The 17,345-nt window shown below is 49.6% G+C and carries 16 protein-coding genes, 1 tRNA gene and 2 rRNA genes; 15 read left to right on the forward strand and 4 right to left on the reverse strand.

Features of this window, described 5'->3' with window-relative positions; genetic code table 11:
• Positions 1–103: 103 nt before the first annotated feature.
• The 8 genes from ACU8YC_RS18870 to ACU8YC_RS18905 all read left to right on the forward strand — a co-directional run bounded on the left by ACU8YC_RS18870 (position 104) and on the right by ACU8YC_RS18905 (position 6,390).
• A complete protein-coding gene (locus ACU8YC_RS18870) occupies positions 104–346 on the forward strand; it encodes a YhdT family protein (RefSeq protein WP_016154721.1) in 243 nt (80 codons plus the stop codon).
• A complete protein-coding gene (panF, locus tag ACU8YC_RS18875; RefSeq protein ID WP_446895644.1) occupies positions 336–1,787 on the forward strand; it encodes a sodium/pantothenate symporter in 1,452 nt (483 codons plus the stop codon). Before ACU8YC_RS18870 ends, panF begins: the two co-directional genes overlap by 11 nt.
• An 11-nt stretch (positions 1,788–1,798) precedes the next feature.
• Positions 1,799–2,680: a 50S ribosomal protein L11 methyltransferase gene (gene prmA, locus ACU8YC_RS18880; protein ID WP_151217898.1), complete on the forward strand. Its 882-nt coding sequence runs from the start codon at positions 1,799–1,801 to the stop codon at positions 2,678–2,680.
• 127 nt (positions 2,681–2,807) lie between these two features.
• Complete coding sequence (locus tag ACU8YC_RS18885; RefSeq protein ID WP_210905447.1) at positions 2,808–3,584, forward strand: carbonic anhydrase; 777 nt, start codon at positions 2,808–2,810, stop codon at positions 3,582–3,584.
• Positions 3,585–3,882: 298 nt separating this feature from the next.
• On the forward strand, positions 3,883–4,848 hold the full coding sequence (gene dusB, locus ACU8YC_RS18890) for a tRNA dihydrouridine synthase DusB (protein ID WP_003025224.1): 966 nt from the start codon (positions 3,883–3,885) through the stop codon (positions 4,846–4,848).
• Between the two features lie 25 nt (positions 4,849–4,873).
• Entirely contained in the window at positions 4,874–5,170 is a 297-nt protein-coding gene (gene fis, locus ACU8YC_RS18895) for a DNA-binding transcriptional regulator Fis (protein WP_000462905.1), read from the forward strand.
• 88 nt (positions 5,171–5,258) lie between these two features.
• Positions 5,259–6,143 carry an adenine-specific DNA-methyltransferase gene (gene yhdJ / locus ACU8YC_RS18900; RefSeq protein WP_151217900.1) on the forward strand — a complete coding sequence of 295 codons (885 nt, stop codon included), beginning with the start codon at positions 5,259–5,261 and terminating at the stop codon, positions 6,141–6,143.
• Positions 6,144–6,225: 82 nt separating this feature from the next.
• The gene (locus tag ACU8YC_RS18905; RefSeq protein WP_151217901.1) at positions 6,226–6,390 is read left to right on the forward strand and encodes a DUF2556 family protein; all 165 of its coding nucleotides are present in this window, start codon (positions 6,226–6,228) and stop codon (positions 6,388–6,390) included.
• Positions 6,391–6,435: 45 nt separating this feature from the next.
• Here the strand turns inward: ACU8YC_RS18905 and envR are convergent, their stop codons facing one another.
• On the reverse strand, positions 6,436–7,092 hold the full coding sequence (gene envR, locus ACU8YC_RS18910; RefSeq protein WP_151217902.1) for an acrEF/envCD operon transcriptional regulator: 657 nt from the start codon (positions 7,090–7,092) through the stop codon (positions 6,436–6,438).
• 412 nt (positions 7,093–7,504) lie between these two features.
• Here envR and ACU8YC_RS18915 point away from each other — a divergent pair, with 412 nt between their 5' ends.
• The 7 genes from ACU8YC_RS18915 (at position 7,505) to ACU8YC_RS18945 (ending at position 16,895) form a co-directional block, all read left to right on the forward strand.
• Positions 7,505–8,665, forward strand: coding sequence for an efflux RND transporter periplasmic adaptor subunit (locus ACU8YC_RS18915; RefSeq protein WP_187253344.1), 1,161 nt, complete (start codon positions 7,505–7,507; stop codon positions 8,663–8,665).
• A gap of 10 nt (positions 8,666–8,675) precedes the next feature.
• Entirely contained in the window at positions 8,676–11,789 is a 3,114-nt protein-coding gene (locus tag ACU8YC_RS18920; protein ID WP_151217904.1) for an efflux RND transporter permease subunit, read from the forward strand.
• A gap of 270 nt (positions 11,790–12,059) precedes the next feature.
• The gene (locus tag ACU8YC_RS18925; RefSeq protein WP_003025292.1) at positions 12,060–12,281 is read left to right on the forward strand and encodes a lipoprotein; all 222 of its coding nucleotides are present in this window, start codon (positions 12,060–12,062) and stop codon (positions 12,279–12,281) included.
• A 458-nt stretch (positions 12,282–12,739) separates the two neighbouring features.
• A complete protein-coding gene (locus tag ACU8YC_RS18930) occupies positions 12,740–13,765 on the forward strand; it encodes an amino acid ABC transporter substrate-binding protein (RefSeq protein ID WP_003025295.1) in 1,026 nt (341 codons plus the stop codon).
• Between the two features lie 69 nt (positions 13,766–13,834).
• The gene (locus ACU8YC_RS18935) at positions 13,835–15,016 is read left to right on the forward strand and encodes an amino acid ABC transporter permease (protein ID WP_151217905.1); all 1,182 of its coding nucleotides are present in this window, start codon (positions 13,835–13,837) and stop codon (positions 15,014–15,016) included.
• Between the two features lie 9 nt (positions 15,017–15,025).
• Positions 15,026–16,129: an amino acid ABC transporter permease gene (locus ACU8YC_RS18940; protein WP_187260090.1), complete on the forward strand. Its 1,104-nt coding sequence runs from the start codon at positions 15,026–15,028 to the stop codon at positions 16,127–16,129.
• 7 nt (positions 16,130–16,136) lie between these two features.
• Complete coding sequence (locus ACU8YC_RS18945) at positions 16,137–16,895, forward strand: amino acid ABC transporter ATP-binding protein (protein ID WP_151217906.1); 759 nt, start codon at positions 16,137–16,139, stop codon at positions 16,893–16,895.
• A gap of 86 nt (positions 16,896–16,981) precedes the next feature.
• Here ACU8YC_RS18945 and rrf (ACU8YC_RS18950) read toward each other — a convergent pair.
• The 3 genes from rrf (ACU8YC_RS18950) to rrf (ACU8YC_RS18960) form a co-directional block, all read right to left on the reverse strand.
• Positions 16,982–17,097: ribosomal RNA gene (gene rrf / locus ACU8YC_RS18950) — 5S ribosomal RNA — on the reverse strand.
• Positions 17,098–17,135: 38 nt separating this feature from the next.
• Positions 17,136–17,211 (reverse strand) — tRNA-Thr (locus tag ACU8YC_RS18955).
• 14 nt (positions 17,212–17,225) lie between these two features.
• A 5S ribosomal RNA gene (gene rrf / locus ACU8YC_RS18960) occupies positions 17,226–17,341 on the reverse strand.
• Positions 17,342–17,345 lie beyond the last annotated feature (4 nt).

A 17,345-nucleotide genomic window follows, 5' to 3' on the forward strand; every position in this document is an offset into this window, starting at 1 on the left:
GCGTTAACCGAAAAGGCCGGAAATTCCGGCCTTTTGTTTTTCTCCCCTCCCGTACGCGCCATAAGGTACAATCCCCGCTTTCTTTATCTACAAGGGACAAAAAATGGACGCTCGTTTTGTTCAGGCCCATAAAGAGGCGCGCTGGGCGCTGTGGCTGACCCTTTTATATCTTGCCACATGGTTAGTGGCCGCTTACTTACCAGATTCCACGCTCGGCTTTACCGGCTTACCGCACTGGTTCGAAATGGCCTGCCTGCTAACGCCGCTGGTTTTCATCGTACTGTGCTGGGCGATGGTGAAGTTTATCTATCGCGACATTCCGTTGGAGGATGACGATGCAGCTTGAAGTTATTTTGCCGCTGGTCGCCTATCTGTTGGTGGTCTTCGGTCTCTCTGTTTACGCCATGCGTAAGAGAGCGACCGGTACTTTCCTGAACGAATATTTCCTCGGCAGCCGCTCGATGGGTGGGGTCGTGTTAGCCATGACGCTAACGGCAACCTACATTAGCGCCAGTTCGTTTATTGGCGGCCCTGGCGCGGCTTACAAATACGGATTGGGATGGGTGCTGTTGGCAATGATCCAGTTGCCTGCCGTGTGGCTCTCTTTGGGGATTCTCGGGAAGAAATTCGCCATTCTGGCGCGCCGCTATAATGCCGTTACCCTTAACGACATGCTGTTTGCCCGCTACCAGAGTCATCTACTGGTGTGGCTGGCAAGCCTGAGCCTGCTGGTCGCGTTTGTTGGAGCAATGACCGTACAGTTTATTGGCGGCGCACGATTGCTGGAAACCGCAGCGGGCATTCCTTACGAAACCGGTCTGCTGATCTTTGGCGTCAGTATCGCATTGTATACTGCGTTCGGCGGATTTCGTGCCAGCGTACTGAACGATACCATGCAAGGCATGGTAATGCTGATTGGTACTATCGTGCTGCTGATCGGCGTCGTTCATGCCGCCGGTGGCCTTAGCAATGCAGTGGTAACCCTACAGACCATCGACCCGAAACTGGTCTCACCGCAGGGTGCGGATGACATTCTGTCACCCACGTTTATGACCTCATTTTGGGTATTGGTGTGTTTTGGCGTAATTGGCCTGCCACATACGGCAGTACGCTGTATCTCCTATAAAGACAGCAAAGCGGTCCACCGCGGAATTATCATCGGCACCATCGTAGTGGCGATCCTGATGTTTGGTATGCATCTGGCAGGTGCATTAGGACGGGCGGTAATCCCTGATCTGACGGTACCGGATCTGGTTATCCCGACCCTGATGGTAAAAGTGTTGCCACCGGTAGCTGCCGGGATCTTCCTTGCGGCTCCCATGGCCGCGATCATGTCGACGATCAATGCCCAATTGCTGCAAAGTTCCGCTACGATCATTAAGGATCTGTACCTGAACCTTCGTCCGGAACAGCTTAAAAATGAAACCCGGCTGAAGCGCATGTCGGCCGTGATTACCCTGCTGCTCGGCGCGTTACTGCTGCTGGCTGCCTGGAAACCGCCAGAGATGATTATCTGGCTTAACCTGCTGGCGTTTGGCGGGTTGGAAGCCGTCTTCCTGTGGCCGCTGGTGCTGGGCCTGTACTGGGAACGAGCAAATGCTGCTGGCGCATTGAGTGCGATGATTGTCGGCGGCGTGCTTTATGCCGTACTCGCGACCTTTAACGTTCAGTACCTGGGCTTTCATCCGATTGTGCCTTCGTTACTGATAAGCTTGCTGGCTTTCCTGATCGGTAACCGTTTCGGTTCCACCGTCCCGCAAGCTGCCATATTGACTACTGATAAATAAAGAGTTTTGCCATGCCATGGATCCAACTAAAACTGAACACGACCGGTGCCAACGCTGAAGAGTTAAGCGATGCGCTGATGGAAGCGGGCTCCGTTTCCATTACTTTCCAGGATACGCATGATACGCCGGTATTTGAGCCTCTGCCGGGCGAAACTCGCCTGTGGGGTGATACCGATGTTATCGGCTTGTTCGACGCAGAAACCGACATGAAAGAAGTCGTTGCCATCCTGGAACAGCATCCGCTGCTGGGTGAAGGCTTCGCGCATAAAATCGAACAGCTTGAAGATAAAGACTGGGAACGCGAATGGATGGATAACTTCCACCCGATGCGTTTTGGTGAACGCTTGTGGATTTGCCCGAGCTGGCGCGATGTCCCGGATGAGAATGCCGTCAACGTAATGCTGGACCCGGGTCTGGCGTTTGGTACAGGTACTCATCCAACCACTTCGCTGTGCCTGCAATGGCTGGACGGTCTCGATCTAAACGGCAAAACGGTTATCGACTTTGGTTGCGGCTCAGGCATTCTAGCGATTGCGGCCCTGAAGCTGGGCGCAGCGAAAGCCATCGGTGTCGATATCGATCCGCAAGCAATTCAGGCCAGCCGTGATAACGCTCAACGGAATGGTGTTTCTGAGCGTCTTGAGCTTTATCTACCGAAAGACCAGCCAGAAGCGATGAAAGCCGACGTGGTGGTCGCTAACATCCTCGCGGGTCCATTACGTGAACTGGCGCCGTTAATCAGCGTACTGCCCGTTGAGGGCGGTTTACTGGGGCTTTCTGGCATTCTTGCCAGTCAGGCGGAAAGCGTCTGTGAGGCCTATGCCGATCTCTTTACACTCGATCCGGTTATCGAGAAAGAAGAATGGTGCCGCATTACCGGTAAGAAAAAATAATCCCTTCCGGCGTGGTTATCTGACCACGCCATTTTCAGACAATTGACCAGCACAGCGATACCTCTCCTCGATATACAATATTTAATTGATTTTGTTAATTTTTATATTGTTTTCGTTGAGTGTACGTATGCATTTCTATCGTTTTACAACAACTTTACTAACAGCATGCTTGATGCCCCTGACAACGCTTGCCGCATCATGGGGATATATCGGAGAGACCGGCCCTGCACGGTGGGGAGAAATTAGCAGTGAGTATGCAACGTGCCAAACTGGAATAAATCAATCACCCATTGATATCCAGACCGCCACAACCAATAAACTCAGCCTTCCTGCGCTCAACATACAATACGTCGATGGCCCGACAAGATTTCGTAGCATCAACCATACGCTACAGGGAACAATGAGTCCCTATACTTCAAACTCTATTAATGTTGATGAAAAAATTTATTATCTGAAACAATTAGATTTTCACGCACCGAGCGAACATACCCTCAACGGAAAAAACTATCCTCTGGAGCTGCAGTTAGTCCACAAAAACCAACACGGAGACATCGCCATCGTAGCGGTCATGTTTGATGTCGATGAACCTAACCAGGCGATTCAAAATCTGTGGGAATCCTTTCCAACCATGAAGGACAATAGCATGCCCATTTTTTCGCCAGTCAATATCAACCACCTTTTACCCGATGATAAATCCTACTGGCGTTATAGCGGTTCGCTAACTACTCCTCCCTGCACTGAAGGCGTGACCTGGACTGTACTGAAAACGCCAGTTACCCTTTCCGCCGACCAGTTGGATAAATTTCACTACATTGTTGGGTCTGCGAATAATCGCCCACCGCAGCCGCTGAATGAACGCAAAATTGAGGAAAGCAATTCCGGGGATACCGAGATCCTGTACTAAAATGAGGTAGCGATCACACAATGGTGAGGTTATTTGCTGATTAATTCAGCAGAATATCTTGTCAGTACCTTCTGCCGCTGAAGAAAAAATGAGAAGTTACGCAAAATTATATGTGTATATAAAATCGGCACTTTTTTATAACACTATGATTTACATAATCAAATATTTTAATGCGCTCATATTTACGGCAATTCATTGATCCACCTCAGTGGATTGGTCAAAGTTTGGCCTTTCATCTCGTGCGAAAAATGCGTAATATACGCCGCCTTGCAGTCACAGTATGGTCATTTCTTAACTCATGCGCATCGGACAATACCAGCTCAGAAATCGCCTGATCGCAGCACCTATGGCTGGCATCACTGACAGACCATTCAGGACGCTGTGCTATGAGATGGGAGCCGGGTTGACGGTATCCGAGATGATGTCATCTAACCCGCAGGTTTGGGAAAGTGACAAGTCTCGTTTACGGATGGTGCACGTTGATGAGCCAGGAATTCGCACGGTGCAAATTGCCGGTAGCGACCCTGTTGAGATGGCCGATGCCGCACGAATTAACGTGGAAAGCGGCGCCCAGATTATTGATATCAATATGGGGTGTCCGGCTAAAAAAGTGAATCGTAAGCTCGCAGGTTCAGCCCTTTTGCAGTACCCGGATCTAGTGAAATCAATACTAACCGAGGTCGTCAATGCAGTGGACGTTCCTGTCACGCTCAAGATTCGCACCGGCTGGGCTCCGGAACACCGTAACTGCGTAGAGATTGCCCAACTGGCTGAAGACTGTGGCATTCAGGCTCTGACCATTCATGGACGCACCCGCGCCTGTTTGTTCAATGGAGATGCTGAGTACGACAGTATTCGGGCAGTTAAGCAGAAAGTTTCCATTCCGATTATCGCGAATGGCGACATTACTGACCCGCATAAAGCCAGAGCTGTACTCGACTATACAGGGGCGGATGCCCTTATGATAGGACGTGCAGCTCAGGGAAGACCCTGGATCTTTCGGGAAATCCAGCATTATCTGGACACTGGGGAGCTGCTGCCCCCGCTGCCTCTGGCAGAGGTTAAGCGCTTGCTTTGTGCGCACGTTCGGGAACTGCACGACTTTTATGGTCAGGCAAAAGGGTACCGAATTGCGCGTAAACACGTATCCTGGTATCTCCAGGAACACGCTCCGGATGACCAGTTTCGGCGCACATTCAACGCCATTGAAGATTCCAGCGAACAGCTGGCGGCGTTGGAGGCATACTTCGAAAATTTTGCGTAAACAGAAATAAAGAGCTGACAGAACTATGTTCGAACAACGCGTAAATTCTGACGTACTGACCGTTTCTACCGTTAACTCTCAGGACCAGGTAACTCAAAAACCCCTGCGTGACTCGGTTAAACAGGCACTGAAGAACTATTTTGCTCAATTGAATGGTCAGGATGTTAACGATCTCTATGAGCTGGTACTGGCTGAAGTAGAACAGCCCCTGTTGGACATGGTGATGCAATACACCCGCGGCAACCAGACCCGTGCTGCCCTGATGATGGGCATCAACCGTGGTACGCTGCGTAAAAAACTGAAAAAATACGGCATGAACTGATACTAATCAGTTAAATGTTTGTTTTAAAAGGCGCTACTCGGCATGGGGAAGCGCCTTTTTTATTGACGTCATACGGGAGGCTTTGGCGATGAACGCGAGATGTGAACCTGTCTATTTTGGCGATGAATCTAAAAAGATAATCCTGGGTGATGCGCTGACCGAACTGAAAAAGCTGCCGTCTGAAAGCGTCGAGCTCATTTTTGCCGACCCACCTTATAATATCGGTAAAAACTTTGACGGAATGGTGGAATCCTGGGACGAACAGAGCTTTTTGACATGGCTGTTTGAATGCATTGACGAATGCCATCGTATTCTCAAACCGCATGGCACCATGTACATCATGAACAGTACGGAGAACATGCCATACATCGACCTCAAATGCCGCCAGCTTTTTACCATCAAGAGCCGCATCGTGTGGTCATATGATAGCTCTGGGGTGCAGGCCAAAAAGTACTTTGGTTCGATGTATGAACCGATCCTGATGATGGTAAAAGATCAGAAAAACTATACGTTTAATCGCGATGATATTCTGGTGGAAGCCAAAACGGGCGCTAAACGCGCGCTGATAGATTACAGAAAGAATCCACCCCAGCCATATAATCAGAAAAAAGTGCCTGGCAATGTCTGGGCGTTTCCCCGCGTTCGCTATCTGATGGACGAATACGAAAATCACCCCACGCAGAAACCCAAAGCTTTACTGGAGCGCATCATTCTGGCTTCCTCCAACCCAGATGACAAAGTGCTGGATCCGTTTGCCGGTAGCTTCACGACCGGCGCCACCGCCGTGGAGTTAGGTCGCAAGTTTGTCGGGATTGAAATCAATACTGAATACGTGAAAATGGGGCTCAGAAGACTGAGTATTGGTTCTCATTTTTCAGAAATTGAACTTGCAAAGGTGAAAAAGCGTAAGACAAAAAACATGTCTAAAAAGAGCCATTTGACGGCAAAGTGTGGCGATCGTTCAGCAAAGTAAAGGCATTGTAAGTCCGCTTTTCAGCGTGCAGATTTCGTGTATATTCCCTGCACGCTTGGGCATGAATACACAGGGTTTGGTAATGATACGCAAGTATTGGTGGCTGGTTATTTTTGCGGTCTTCGTTTTTCTTTTTGATGCGCTGCTTATTCAGTGGATAGAGCTGATGACAACAGAGCACGACAAGTGTCGGAACATGAACTCGGTGAATCCCCTTAAGCTGGTCAACTGCGTCGATCTCGAATAGTGCCGCCCACCCCACTTCAGCAGCCGTCAGGCCTGGCGGCTAAAACTACCCTACCTGACTCTCACTCTGCGTTAATTGCCTTACGATACCATCTGGGCTTAACATTTTTAATACATTATCAACTAATACTGGCGCTTGTTTATAAAGATCATAACTCATTGGATTAATGAGCCAGTTTTTAACGATGCCACTAAAACTGCCATGAAGAATAATTATTATAACGTCTAAATCAAGGCCGGTTGCGACAAGCCCTTCGTCCATACATTGTTGCAAGGCAATGCGCATATCCAGATGATTGATACCAATTTTTTCACGAATAGCCTGTTCCGATATCATATCATTATGGAATTCACATTTATGATATAAAATCTGCATTAATGCCTGCTGTCGAGGATTCTCAGCAATATATTGCAAACCCACGACTAATCTTTCTTGTAACCGCTGTAATGGGTTATCTCCCCAACGCCCAACGAGCTGCTCCTGAATAAGATCACGCAAGGGTGGTTGCTGTAACCAAAGCTCATTAAAAAGCTGCGTTTTATTTTCGAAATGCCAATAGAGTGCCCCTCGCGTAACGTTGGCCGCATCCGCAATGTCGTTGAGCGTCGTATTACTCACGCCACGCGCGGCGAACTGCACAATCGCTGTTTCAATCAGGTGCTGTCGCGTTTTGAGGGCATCAGCTTTTGTTCTTCTGGCCATGATCCCGACTGTCCGGAGTAGAGTGGAGAATGATTAACTTTCTTATCTAATATTTGCTGAACGGAATAAATGTATCACTTAGCGTATATTTAGACGAGGCCTAAAAGCGTTAATTGCTGACATTGCACACGAATAAATAAAACATATAAAAAACTTAAATATATTCACCAATCAAATGCTTATTTCGACATGTATTTATGCGCATCATAGTATTGCTATTAACACCATAATGAAACATCAGAAGATTAATCCTTTTTTGTTTTTATGTGCCGTGTGTCGCGTCCATAAATAAGTATTACTTACATCGCAGGCTAATAATTTGTAGGATAGCCAACTATTATTTTTCTTGTGCGCGTTATCACCTCTGCGTTACCCGGTTAATAACGAGCGTTCGGTTTTTTAAGGAATAGAAATGACGAAAAATGCCAGGTTTTCACTCCTGCCCTCATTCATCATCATCTCCGCTGCATTACTCGCCGGTTGTAACGATCAGGGAGAAACACAAGCTCATCCCGCAGAGCCGCAGGTGACTGTCCATGTCGTCGAAAAGGCCCCCTTAGCCGTGACGACCGAATTACCCGGGCGTACAACGGCATTTCGTATTGCAGAAGTCCGTCCTCAGGTTAGCGGGATTGTACTTAAACGGAATTTCACTGAGGGAAGCGATGTTGAAGCCGGTCAGTCGCTTTATCAGATCGACCCCGCGACTTACCAGGCTGACTATGACAGCGCCAAAGGCGAACTGGCAAAGAGTGAAGCGGCGGCAGCTATCGCGCATTTAACGGTAAAACGTTATGTTCCGCTGGTTGGCACTAAGTACATCAGCCAGCAAGAGTACGATCAGGCCATTGCTGATGCCCGCCAGGCCGATGCATCCGTAATCGCAGCAAAAGCCGCGGTCGAAAGCGCACGTATTAACCTGGCCTACACCAAAGTGACATCGCCCATTAGCGGACGTATCGGTAAATCTAACGTCACTGAAGGCGCATTAGTCACGAATGGCCAGGCGACTGAGCTTGCTACCGTTCAACAGCTTGATCCTATTTACGTCGATGTAACGCAGTCCAGCAATGACTTTATGCGCCTCAAACAATCTATTGAGCAAGGGAGCCTGCATAAGGACGATGCCAGCAGTACTGTAGAACTGGTAATGGAAAATGGTCAGTCGTACCCGCTGAAAGGCACTTTGCAATTTTCTGACGTGACGGTTGATGAAAGTACCGGATCCATCACCCTCAGGGCCGTCTTCCCTAACCCGCAGCACACATTGCTGCCGGGCATGTTTGTGCGCGCGCGCGTTGATGAAGGTGTTCAGCCAAATGCGATTCTCGTTCCGCAGCAAGGGGTAACGCGTACGCCTCGCGGCGATGCCACCGTGATGGTCGTTAACGACAAGAGCCAGGTTGAGTCTCGCACTGTTGTTGCTACACAAGCCATTGGCGACAAGTGGCTCATCAGTGAAGGTCTGCAACCGGGTGACAAAGTTATCGTGAGCGGCTTACAGAAAGCACGCCCTGGCGTCCAGGTTAAAGCAACTGCCGACACCGAAACCTCTGCCACGAAAGCCCAATAAGGTACCGGATATGGCTAACTTCTTTATCAGGCGTCCTATTTTTGCCTGGGTACTGGCCATCATTCTGATGATGGCGGGAGCTCTGGCAATCATGCAGCTTCCCGTAGCGCAGTACCCGACCATTGCACCTCCTGCGGTCGCAATCACCGCAACCTATCCAGGCGCGGATGCACAGACGGTGCAAGATACTGTTACGCAGGTTATCGAACAGAATATGAACGGTATCGATAACCTGATGTATATGTCCTCCACCAGCGATTCCGCCGGGAGTGTGACCATCACACTGACTTTCCAGTCCGGTACCGACCCCGATATCGCCCAGGTTCAGGTGCAAAACAAATTGCAGCTCGCCACACCGTTACTGCCGCAGGAAGTCCAGCAGCAGGGGATCGGCGTTGAGAAATCCAGCAGCAGCTTTTTAATGGTCGCGGGGTTTGTTTCTGATAACCCGCAAACCACGCAGGATGATATTTCCGACTACGTCGCCTCAAACGTTAAAGACTCAATCAGTCGTCTGAATGGCGTAGGCGACGTACAACTGTTTGGCGCGCAGTACGCTATGCGTATTTGGCTGGATGCGAACTTGTTGAACAAGTACCAGCTTACGCCGGTTGATGTGATCAATCAGTTAAAGGTCCAGAACGATCAAATTGCCGCGGGTCAGTTAGGGGGGACGCCTGCATTACCTAACCAGCAGCTTAACGCTTCTATCATTGCGCAAACGCGACTGAAAGACCCTGAAGAGTTCGGCAAAGTCACTTTACGCGTGAACAGCGATGGTTCGGTAGTTCATCTGAAAGACGTCGCGCGGATCGAACTGGGTGGTGAGAACTACAACGTCGTTGCGCGTATTAACGGTAAGCCTGCATCCGGTCTCGGTATTAAATTGGCTACCGGGGCAAACGCGCTGGATACCGCTAACGCAATCAAAGCCAAACTGGCTGAGTTACAACCGTTCTTCCCGCAGGGAATGAAGGTGGTCTATCCGTACGACACCACGCCATTTGTGACTATCTCCATCCACGAAGTGGTAAAAACGCTGTTTGAGGCGATCGTGCTGGTGTTCCTGGTCATGTATTTGTTCCTGCAGAACATCCGGGCAACGCTCATTCCAACCATCGCTGTACCCGTCGTATTATTAGGCACATTCGCCGTACTTGCCGCGTTTGGCTACTCGATAAACACCCTGACGATGTTCGGGATGGTGCTCGCCATCGGTCTATTGGTCGATGATGCAATAGTGGTGGTGGAAAACGTCGAACGTGTGATGATGGAAGATAATCTGCCGCCTAAAGAGGCGACGGAAAAATCTATGTCACAAATTCAGGGAGCACTGGTCGGTATCGCCATGGTGCTGTCTGCGGTTTTTATCCCAATGGCCTTTTTTGGTGGGTCGACAGGTGCTATCTACCGGCAGTTCTCCATCACCATTGTTTCCGCCATGGCGCTTTCTGTATTGGTCGCGCTGATCCTGACTCCCGCGCTTTGCGCAACGCTGCTGAAGCCGGTATTGGCTGAACATCACGAGAAAAAAAGCGGTTTCTTTGGCTGGTTTAATGCCAAATTCGATAACAGCGTCAACCACTACACCAATAGCGTCAGCGGTATTGTGCGTAAAACCGGGCGTTACCTGGTTGTCTACCTGATCATCGTGATCGGAATGGCAGTGCTGTTTATGCGTCTACCGACTTCCTTCCTGCCGGAAGAAGATCAGGGCGTATTTATGACCATGATTCAGCTCCCGGCGGGCGCAACACAAGAGCGCACCCAGAAAGTGCTGGATCAGGTTACTCAGTATTATCTGAACAATGAGAAAGCTAACGTCGAAAGCGTCTTCACGGTTAACGGCTTTAGCTTCAGCGGCCAGGGGCAAAACTCCGGTCTGGCGTTCGTCAGCCTCAAGCCCTGGGATGAGCGTAGTGGAGAAGAAAACAGCGCTGAAGCTGTCATTGCACGCGCCACTTACGCCTTCAGCCGGATTCGCGATGGCCTGGTCTTCCCCTTCAACATGCCAGCGATAGTTGAATTGGGTACCGCAACCGGCTTCGATTTCGAGCTGATCGATCAAGGCGGTTTGGGACATACGGCGTTAACGCAAGCACGTAACCAACTGCTGGGTATGGTGGCTAAACACCCAGATTTGTTAGTCCGCGTACGCCCGAACGGCCTGGAAGATACCCCTCAATTCAAACTGGATGTCGATCAGGAGAAAGCACAAGCACTGGGCGTTTCGCTGTCGGACATTAACGAGACGATCTCTGCATCGTTGGGCGGCTATTACGTCAATGACTTTATTGACCGCGGTCGTGTGAAAAAAGTTTACGTTCAGGCGGATGCTAAATACCGCATGCTGCCAACGGACATCAGTAATCTGTATATCCGCAGTGCCAATGGCGAAATGGTTCCGTTCTCTGCGTTCAGCGCATCGCATTGGGTTTACGGCTCACCGCGCCTGGAGCGTTACAACGGTATGCCATCGATGGAAATACTGGGGGAAGCCGCGCCTGGTCGAAGTACGGGAGAAGCAATGGCATTAATGGAAAGCCTCGCAGAAAAGCTGCCAAACGGTATTGGTCATGACTGGACAGGTATGTCTTATCAGGAACGACTGTCGGGTAACCAGGCGCCTGCACTTTATGCCATCTCGCTAATCGTCGTCTTCCTTTGCCTGGCCGCATTGTATGAGAGCTGGTCAATTCCCTTCTCCGTCATGCTGGTTGTACCACTCGGCGTGGTAGGCGCATTGTTAGCTGCATCGCTGCGTGGGATGAATAACGACGTCTACTTCCAGGTCGGTCTGCTAACCACTATTGGCCTCTCGGCTAAAAACGCCATCCTGATCGTCGAATTTGCCAAAGACCTGATGGATAAAGAGGGTAAAGGGTTGATAGAAGCCACTCTGGAGGCGTCGCGCATGCGTCTTCGTCCAATCCTGATGACATCTCTGGCGTTTATTCTGGGGGTTATGCCTCTGGTTATCAGCCACGGAGCGGGTAGCGGCGCGCAGAATGCGGTCGGTACGGGCGTAATGGGGGGAATGTTGACCGCGACGTTGTTGGCAATCTTCTTCGTCCCTGTCTTCTTTGTTGTCGTCAGACGGCGTTTTAGTCGACACAACGACTAATTTGTAAAAAAAGGCGTCTTCGGACGCCTTTTTCATCGATGGTGTCCCTCTTTATTTATTAATAAGATAGCCATTAATTTCTTTTTAATCTTTCCTGAAAATTCGCCCGTCGCCTTTCTTTTTATTCATTATTTTTACAATCCACATGAATTGAGATTATTCCTCATGTCAGTATTTTTTTAAGAAGTGGTAAAATAGCCTCCAGGTTCGCAGATGGCTTAGCGTTTGTCTTTGCCCGATTAGCGAAACGCTTATTTTTGAGGTAACACCATGAAAAGATTAATCTCCGTTGCATTGCTAACCGCATTTCTGGCCGGCTGTGCACACGATTCTCCTTGCGTACCTGTATACGACGATCAGGGACGCCTGGTTCATACCAATACATGTATGAAAGGCACCACGCAGGATAACTGGGAAACCGCCGGAGCCATCGCCGGTGGTGCCGCAGCCGTTGCCGGACTGACGTTAGGGATCGTTGCCTTAACCAAATAATTCCTCTTAAAAGCGCGGTTGTTACCGCGCTTTTAGTTATAAAAATAAAATATATATAAGACAAAGCGTTGGTATAAAGCACCTAACGTATAATAAAATTATTATAGATTTCTCTCACATCTCCACGATTTGAAATTAGCATTTTTCCTTTTCTTAGTAACACCACGTTTTCTTTCCATTATTCTCACGTGATCAATATTAACGCACGAAATCGTTATCACGCGTCCAGTCTGATTTTTGAATTTTTTGCGCCGAAATGTGGCTTACGTTTCAATTTTGCACCACTTCAGGGCGCTGCATTTATTTTTTCCTGTCTACACTCTGCATATTGCGTCGAATAATCGTGCGCAAAAACCTGGCACTACCTTTGCTTAAAAGAGTATGGCCAAAGCCACAGACAGGTAAAAGACGTTTTCAGAACGTTTCCATAACAATAATTCCTCCACACAGGATGCTCTATGAAAAAGATGATAATAGCCAGCCTGGCTGCGGCCGGCGTGCTGCTTGCGGTTGCAAATCAGGCACATGCCGGCGCAACACTGGATGCAGTAAAGAAAAAAGGTTTTGTGCAGTGTGGGATCAGTGACGGGTTGCCTGGCTTTTCTTACGCCGATGCAAGCGGTAAGTTTTCAGGTATTGATGTCGACGTATGTCGTGGCGTTGCCTCCGCCGTATTTGGCGATGATAGCAAAGTAAAATATACCCCGCTTACCGCCAAGGAACGTTTCACCGCGCTACAATCGGGTGAAGTTGACATGCTTTCTCGTAATACTACCTGGACCTCCTCTCGCGATGCAGGAATGGGAATGTCTTTCACTGGCGTAACGTATTACGACGGCATTGGTTTTCTTACCCACAATAAAGCAGGTCTGAAGAGTGCTAAAGAGCTGGATGGCGCAACGGTTTGTATCCAGGCAGGAACTGATACCGAACTGAACGTGGCCGACTATTTTAAAGCCAACAATATGAAGTACACCCCCGTCACTTTCGACCGCTCGGATGAATCCGCTAAAGCTCTCGAATCTGGGCGCTGCGATACGCTAGCTTCCGACCAGTCTCAGCTGTACGCCCTGCGAATCAAGCTGAGTAATCCTGCGGAGTGGATTGTCCTGCCAGAAGTTATTTCTAAAGAACCGCTGGGACCTGTCGTACGTCGTGGCGACGATGAGTGGTTCTCCATTGTTCGCTGGACGCTGTTCGCCATGCTGAATGCGGAAGAAATGGGGGTTAACTCGAAAAACGTCGATGAAAAAGCGGCTAATCCTGCTACGCCGGATATGGCGCACCTGTTAGGCAAGGAAGGGGATTATGGTAAGGACCTGAAGCTTGATAACAAGTGGGCTTACAACATAATCAAGCAGGTAGGTAACTACTCGGAGATCTTTGAGCGTAACGTTGGATCGGAAAGTCCACTGAAGATCAAACGTGGACAGAACAATCTCTGGAATAACGGCGGCATTCAATATGCACCACCGGTGCGCTAATGCGTAGTGATGTAACGGGCGCCGCGACTGCGGCGCTCAGTCCAGGGTCATCGTTACCGAGGTTTTCTTATGTTCCATCGCCGCTCAACCGTAAAAGGATCGTTATCCTTTTCTAACCCTGCGGTCCGCGCCTGGTTATTTCAAATACTTACCGTCATTGCAGTCATCAGCATTGCGGTCTATCTCATTCATAACACAATAAATAACCTGAACAATAGCGGTATTACCTCGGGATTCTCTTTTCTCGATCGCAGCGCCGGATTTGGTATTGTCCAGCATCTTATTGATTACGAGCAAGGCGATACGTATGGCCGTGTCTTTGTAGTCGGTCTGCTCAATACGCTATTAGTCTCTGCGTTGTGTATTGTTTTCGCTTCTGTTCTCGGTTTCTTTCTCGGCCTAGCACGCCTTTCAGATAACTGGTTATTGCGAAAGCTCTCAACGATCTACATCGAAACGTTCCGCAATATACCGCCGCTGCTGCAGATCTTTTTCTGGTATTTCGCCGTATTACGTAACCTGCCCGGCCCACGTCAGGCCATTAACGCGTTGGATTTACTGTTTCTGAGTAACCGGGGATTGTATATTCCGGCACCGCAAATGGGAGAAGGTTTTTTTGCGTTATGTATCGCTGTCATTATCGCTATCGCCGTCGCCATCGGGCTATTTCGCTACAACAGAATGCACCAGACTAAAACAGGTCAGTTACGCCGGACCTGGCCAACGGCTTTGGCGCTGATCGTGCTTTTACCGGTGATTTCACAGTGGCTGTTTGGCGCGGCGCTTCACTGGGACATCCCCGCGCTTCGCGGTTTTAACTTCCGTGGAGGTATGGTGCTTATTCCCGAACTGGCTGCCCTGACCCTGGCGCTTTCCGTGTATACCTCGGCGTTTATTGCAGAAATTATTCGGGCGGGAATTCAGGCTGTTCCTTATGGCCAACATGAAGCCGCACGCTCACTGGGCCTACCAAATCCAGTAACGCTGCGCCAGGTAATCATCCCACAGGCGCTGCGCGTCATCATTCCCCCATTGACCAGCCAGTATCTGAACATCGTCAAAAACTCCTCCCTTGCGGCCGCCATTGGCTACCCGGATATGGTTTCACTGTTTGCCGGTACGGTGCTCAACCAAACAGGGCAAGCCATTGAAACTATCGCCATCACCATGTCGGTGTACCTAATCATCAGCCTGAGCATTTCTCTGCTGATGAATATTTATAACCGCCGTATCGCACTGATTGAGCGCTAAGGAGCCATGATGACAAAAGCACTGCTGTCTCCCCCCTCGCGCCAGAGCAGTAACCCGGCTGGCCGCAGTCTACTCTGGGTGCGTAAAAACCTGTTCTCCAGCTGGTCAAATAGCCTGCTCACGCTGCTATGCGTATGGCTGATTTGGTCATTTCTTCCACCACTGCTGAACTGGGTATTCTTTCAGGCCAACTGGGTCGGTTCGACCCGAGCAGACTGTACCAAAGCCGGAGCCTGCTGGGTGTTCATTCATGAACGCTTTGGGCAATTCATGTATGGACTTTATCCCCACGATCAGCGCTGGCGCGTAAATCTGGCCTTGATAATTGGCCTGGTTTCTATCATCCCCATGTTCTGGAAATTTATCCCCCATCGTGGCCGCTATATTACCGTCTGGGCCATTGTGTATCCGGTGGTGGTCTGGTGGTTGATGTACGGTGGTTTTTTCGGACTTGAGCGCGTAGAAACCCGACAGTGGGGAGGATTAACACTGACACTTATCATCGCATCCGTAGGGATTGCGGGCGCGCTTCCGTGGGGTATTTTATTGGCACTGGGGCGTCGTTCCCATATGCCAATAGTGCGGATTTTATCTGTCATTTTCATTGAGTTCTGGCGCGGTGTGCCGTTGATAACCGTCCTGTTTATGTCCTCAGTTATGCTCCCTCTGTTTATGTCCGAAGGAACCAGTATCGACAAACTTATCCGGGCGCTGGTCGGCGTTATTCTTTTCCAGTCGGCTTATGTCGCAGAAGTGGTTCGCGGAGGACTACAAGCCCTGCCAAAAGGTCAGTATGAAGCCGCTGAATCACTGGCGCTAGGGTACTGGAAAACACAAGGGCTGGTCATTCTTCCGCAAGCCCTTAAGCTGGTTATTCCCGGTCTGGTTAACACAATTATCGCTCTGTTCAAGGATACCAGCCTGGTCATCATTATCGGTCTGTTTGATCTCTTCAGCAGCGTGCAGCAGGCAACTGTGGACCCCGCGTGGTTGGGTATGTCGACGGAAGGATATGTTTTTGCCGCTCTGATTTACTGGATCTTCTGTTTCAGCATGTCACGTTACAGCCAACATCTGGAAAAACGTTTTAACACCGGGCGTACACCGCACTGAGGAATTTATGAGCCAATTATTAATGCCGTCTACCGACGCGATGATTACGCTGGAAAACGTCAACAAATGGTACGGACAATTTCACGTCCTGAAAAACATCAACCTGAAGGTAAAGCAGGGAGAACGTATCGTATTGTGCGGGCCTTCCGGCTCAGGTAAATCGACAACCATCCGCTGTATTAACCACCTGGAAGAGCATCAGCAAGGACGTATTGTGGTGGATGGAATTGAACTCAATGAGGACATCCGAAATATTGAGCGCGTCAGGCAAGAAGTCGGCATGGTCTTTCAGCACTTTAATCTCTTTCCCCATTTAACGGTTCTGCAGAACTGCACGCTGGCACCTGTATGGGTGCAAAAAATGCCGAAAAAAGAGGCGGAAACTCTGGCAATGCACTACCTTGAGCGAGTTCGCATTGCTGAACATGCGCATAAATATCCCGGACAAATCTCTGGTGGGCAGCAACAGCGCGTGGCCATTGCACGCTCGCTGTGCATGAAACCCAAAATCATGTTGTTTGATGAACCCACATCAGCATTGGATCCTGAAATGGTAAAAGAAGTGCTGGATACCATGATAGGTCTGGCGCAATCGGGCATGACCATGTTATGTGTTACCCATGAAATGGGCTTTGCCCGCACAGTGGCCGACCGGGTGATCTTTATGGATCTTGGTGAGATTGTTGAACAGGCGCCACCGGACGAGTTTTTTGCTCATCCAAAATCTGAACGCACACGCGCCTTTTTGTCGCAGGTTATTCATTAAATAGATATGGCGGATACCGTTCTGGATTTTTTCGCTTATAAACGCAAAAAGGCCATCCTGACGGATGGCCTTTTTGCTTATTTGATGTCTGGCAGTTCCCTACTCTCGCATGGGGAGACCCCACACTACCATCGGCGCTACGGCGTTTCACTTCTGAGTTCGGCATGGGGTCAGGTGGGACCACCGCGCTACAGCCGCCAGACAAATTCTTTTCTAAGTGCCGAACTTAAACCGAAAAACTGGTGCTGATACCCAGAGTCGAACTGGGGACCTCACCCTTACCAAGGGTGCGCTCTACCAACTGAGCCATATCAGCACACTAAATTTGATGCCTGGCAGTTCCCTACTCTCGCATGGGGAGACCCCACACTACCATCGGCGCTACGGCGTTTCACTTCTGAGTTCGGCATGGGGTCAGGTGGGACCACCGCGCTACAGCCGCCAGGCAAA

This window comes from Citrobacter sp. VF227, from assembly GCF_052950715.1.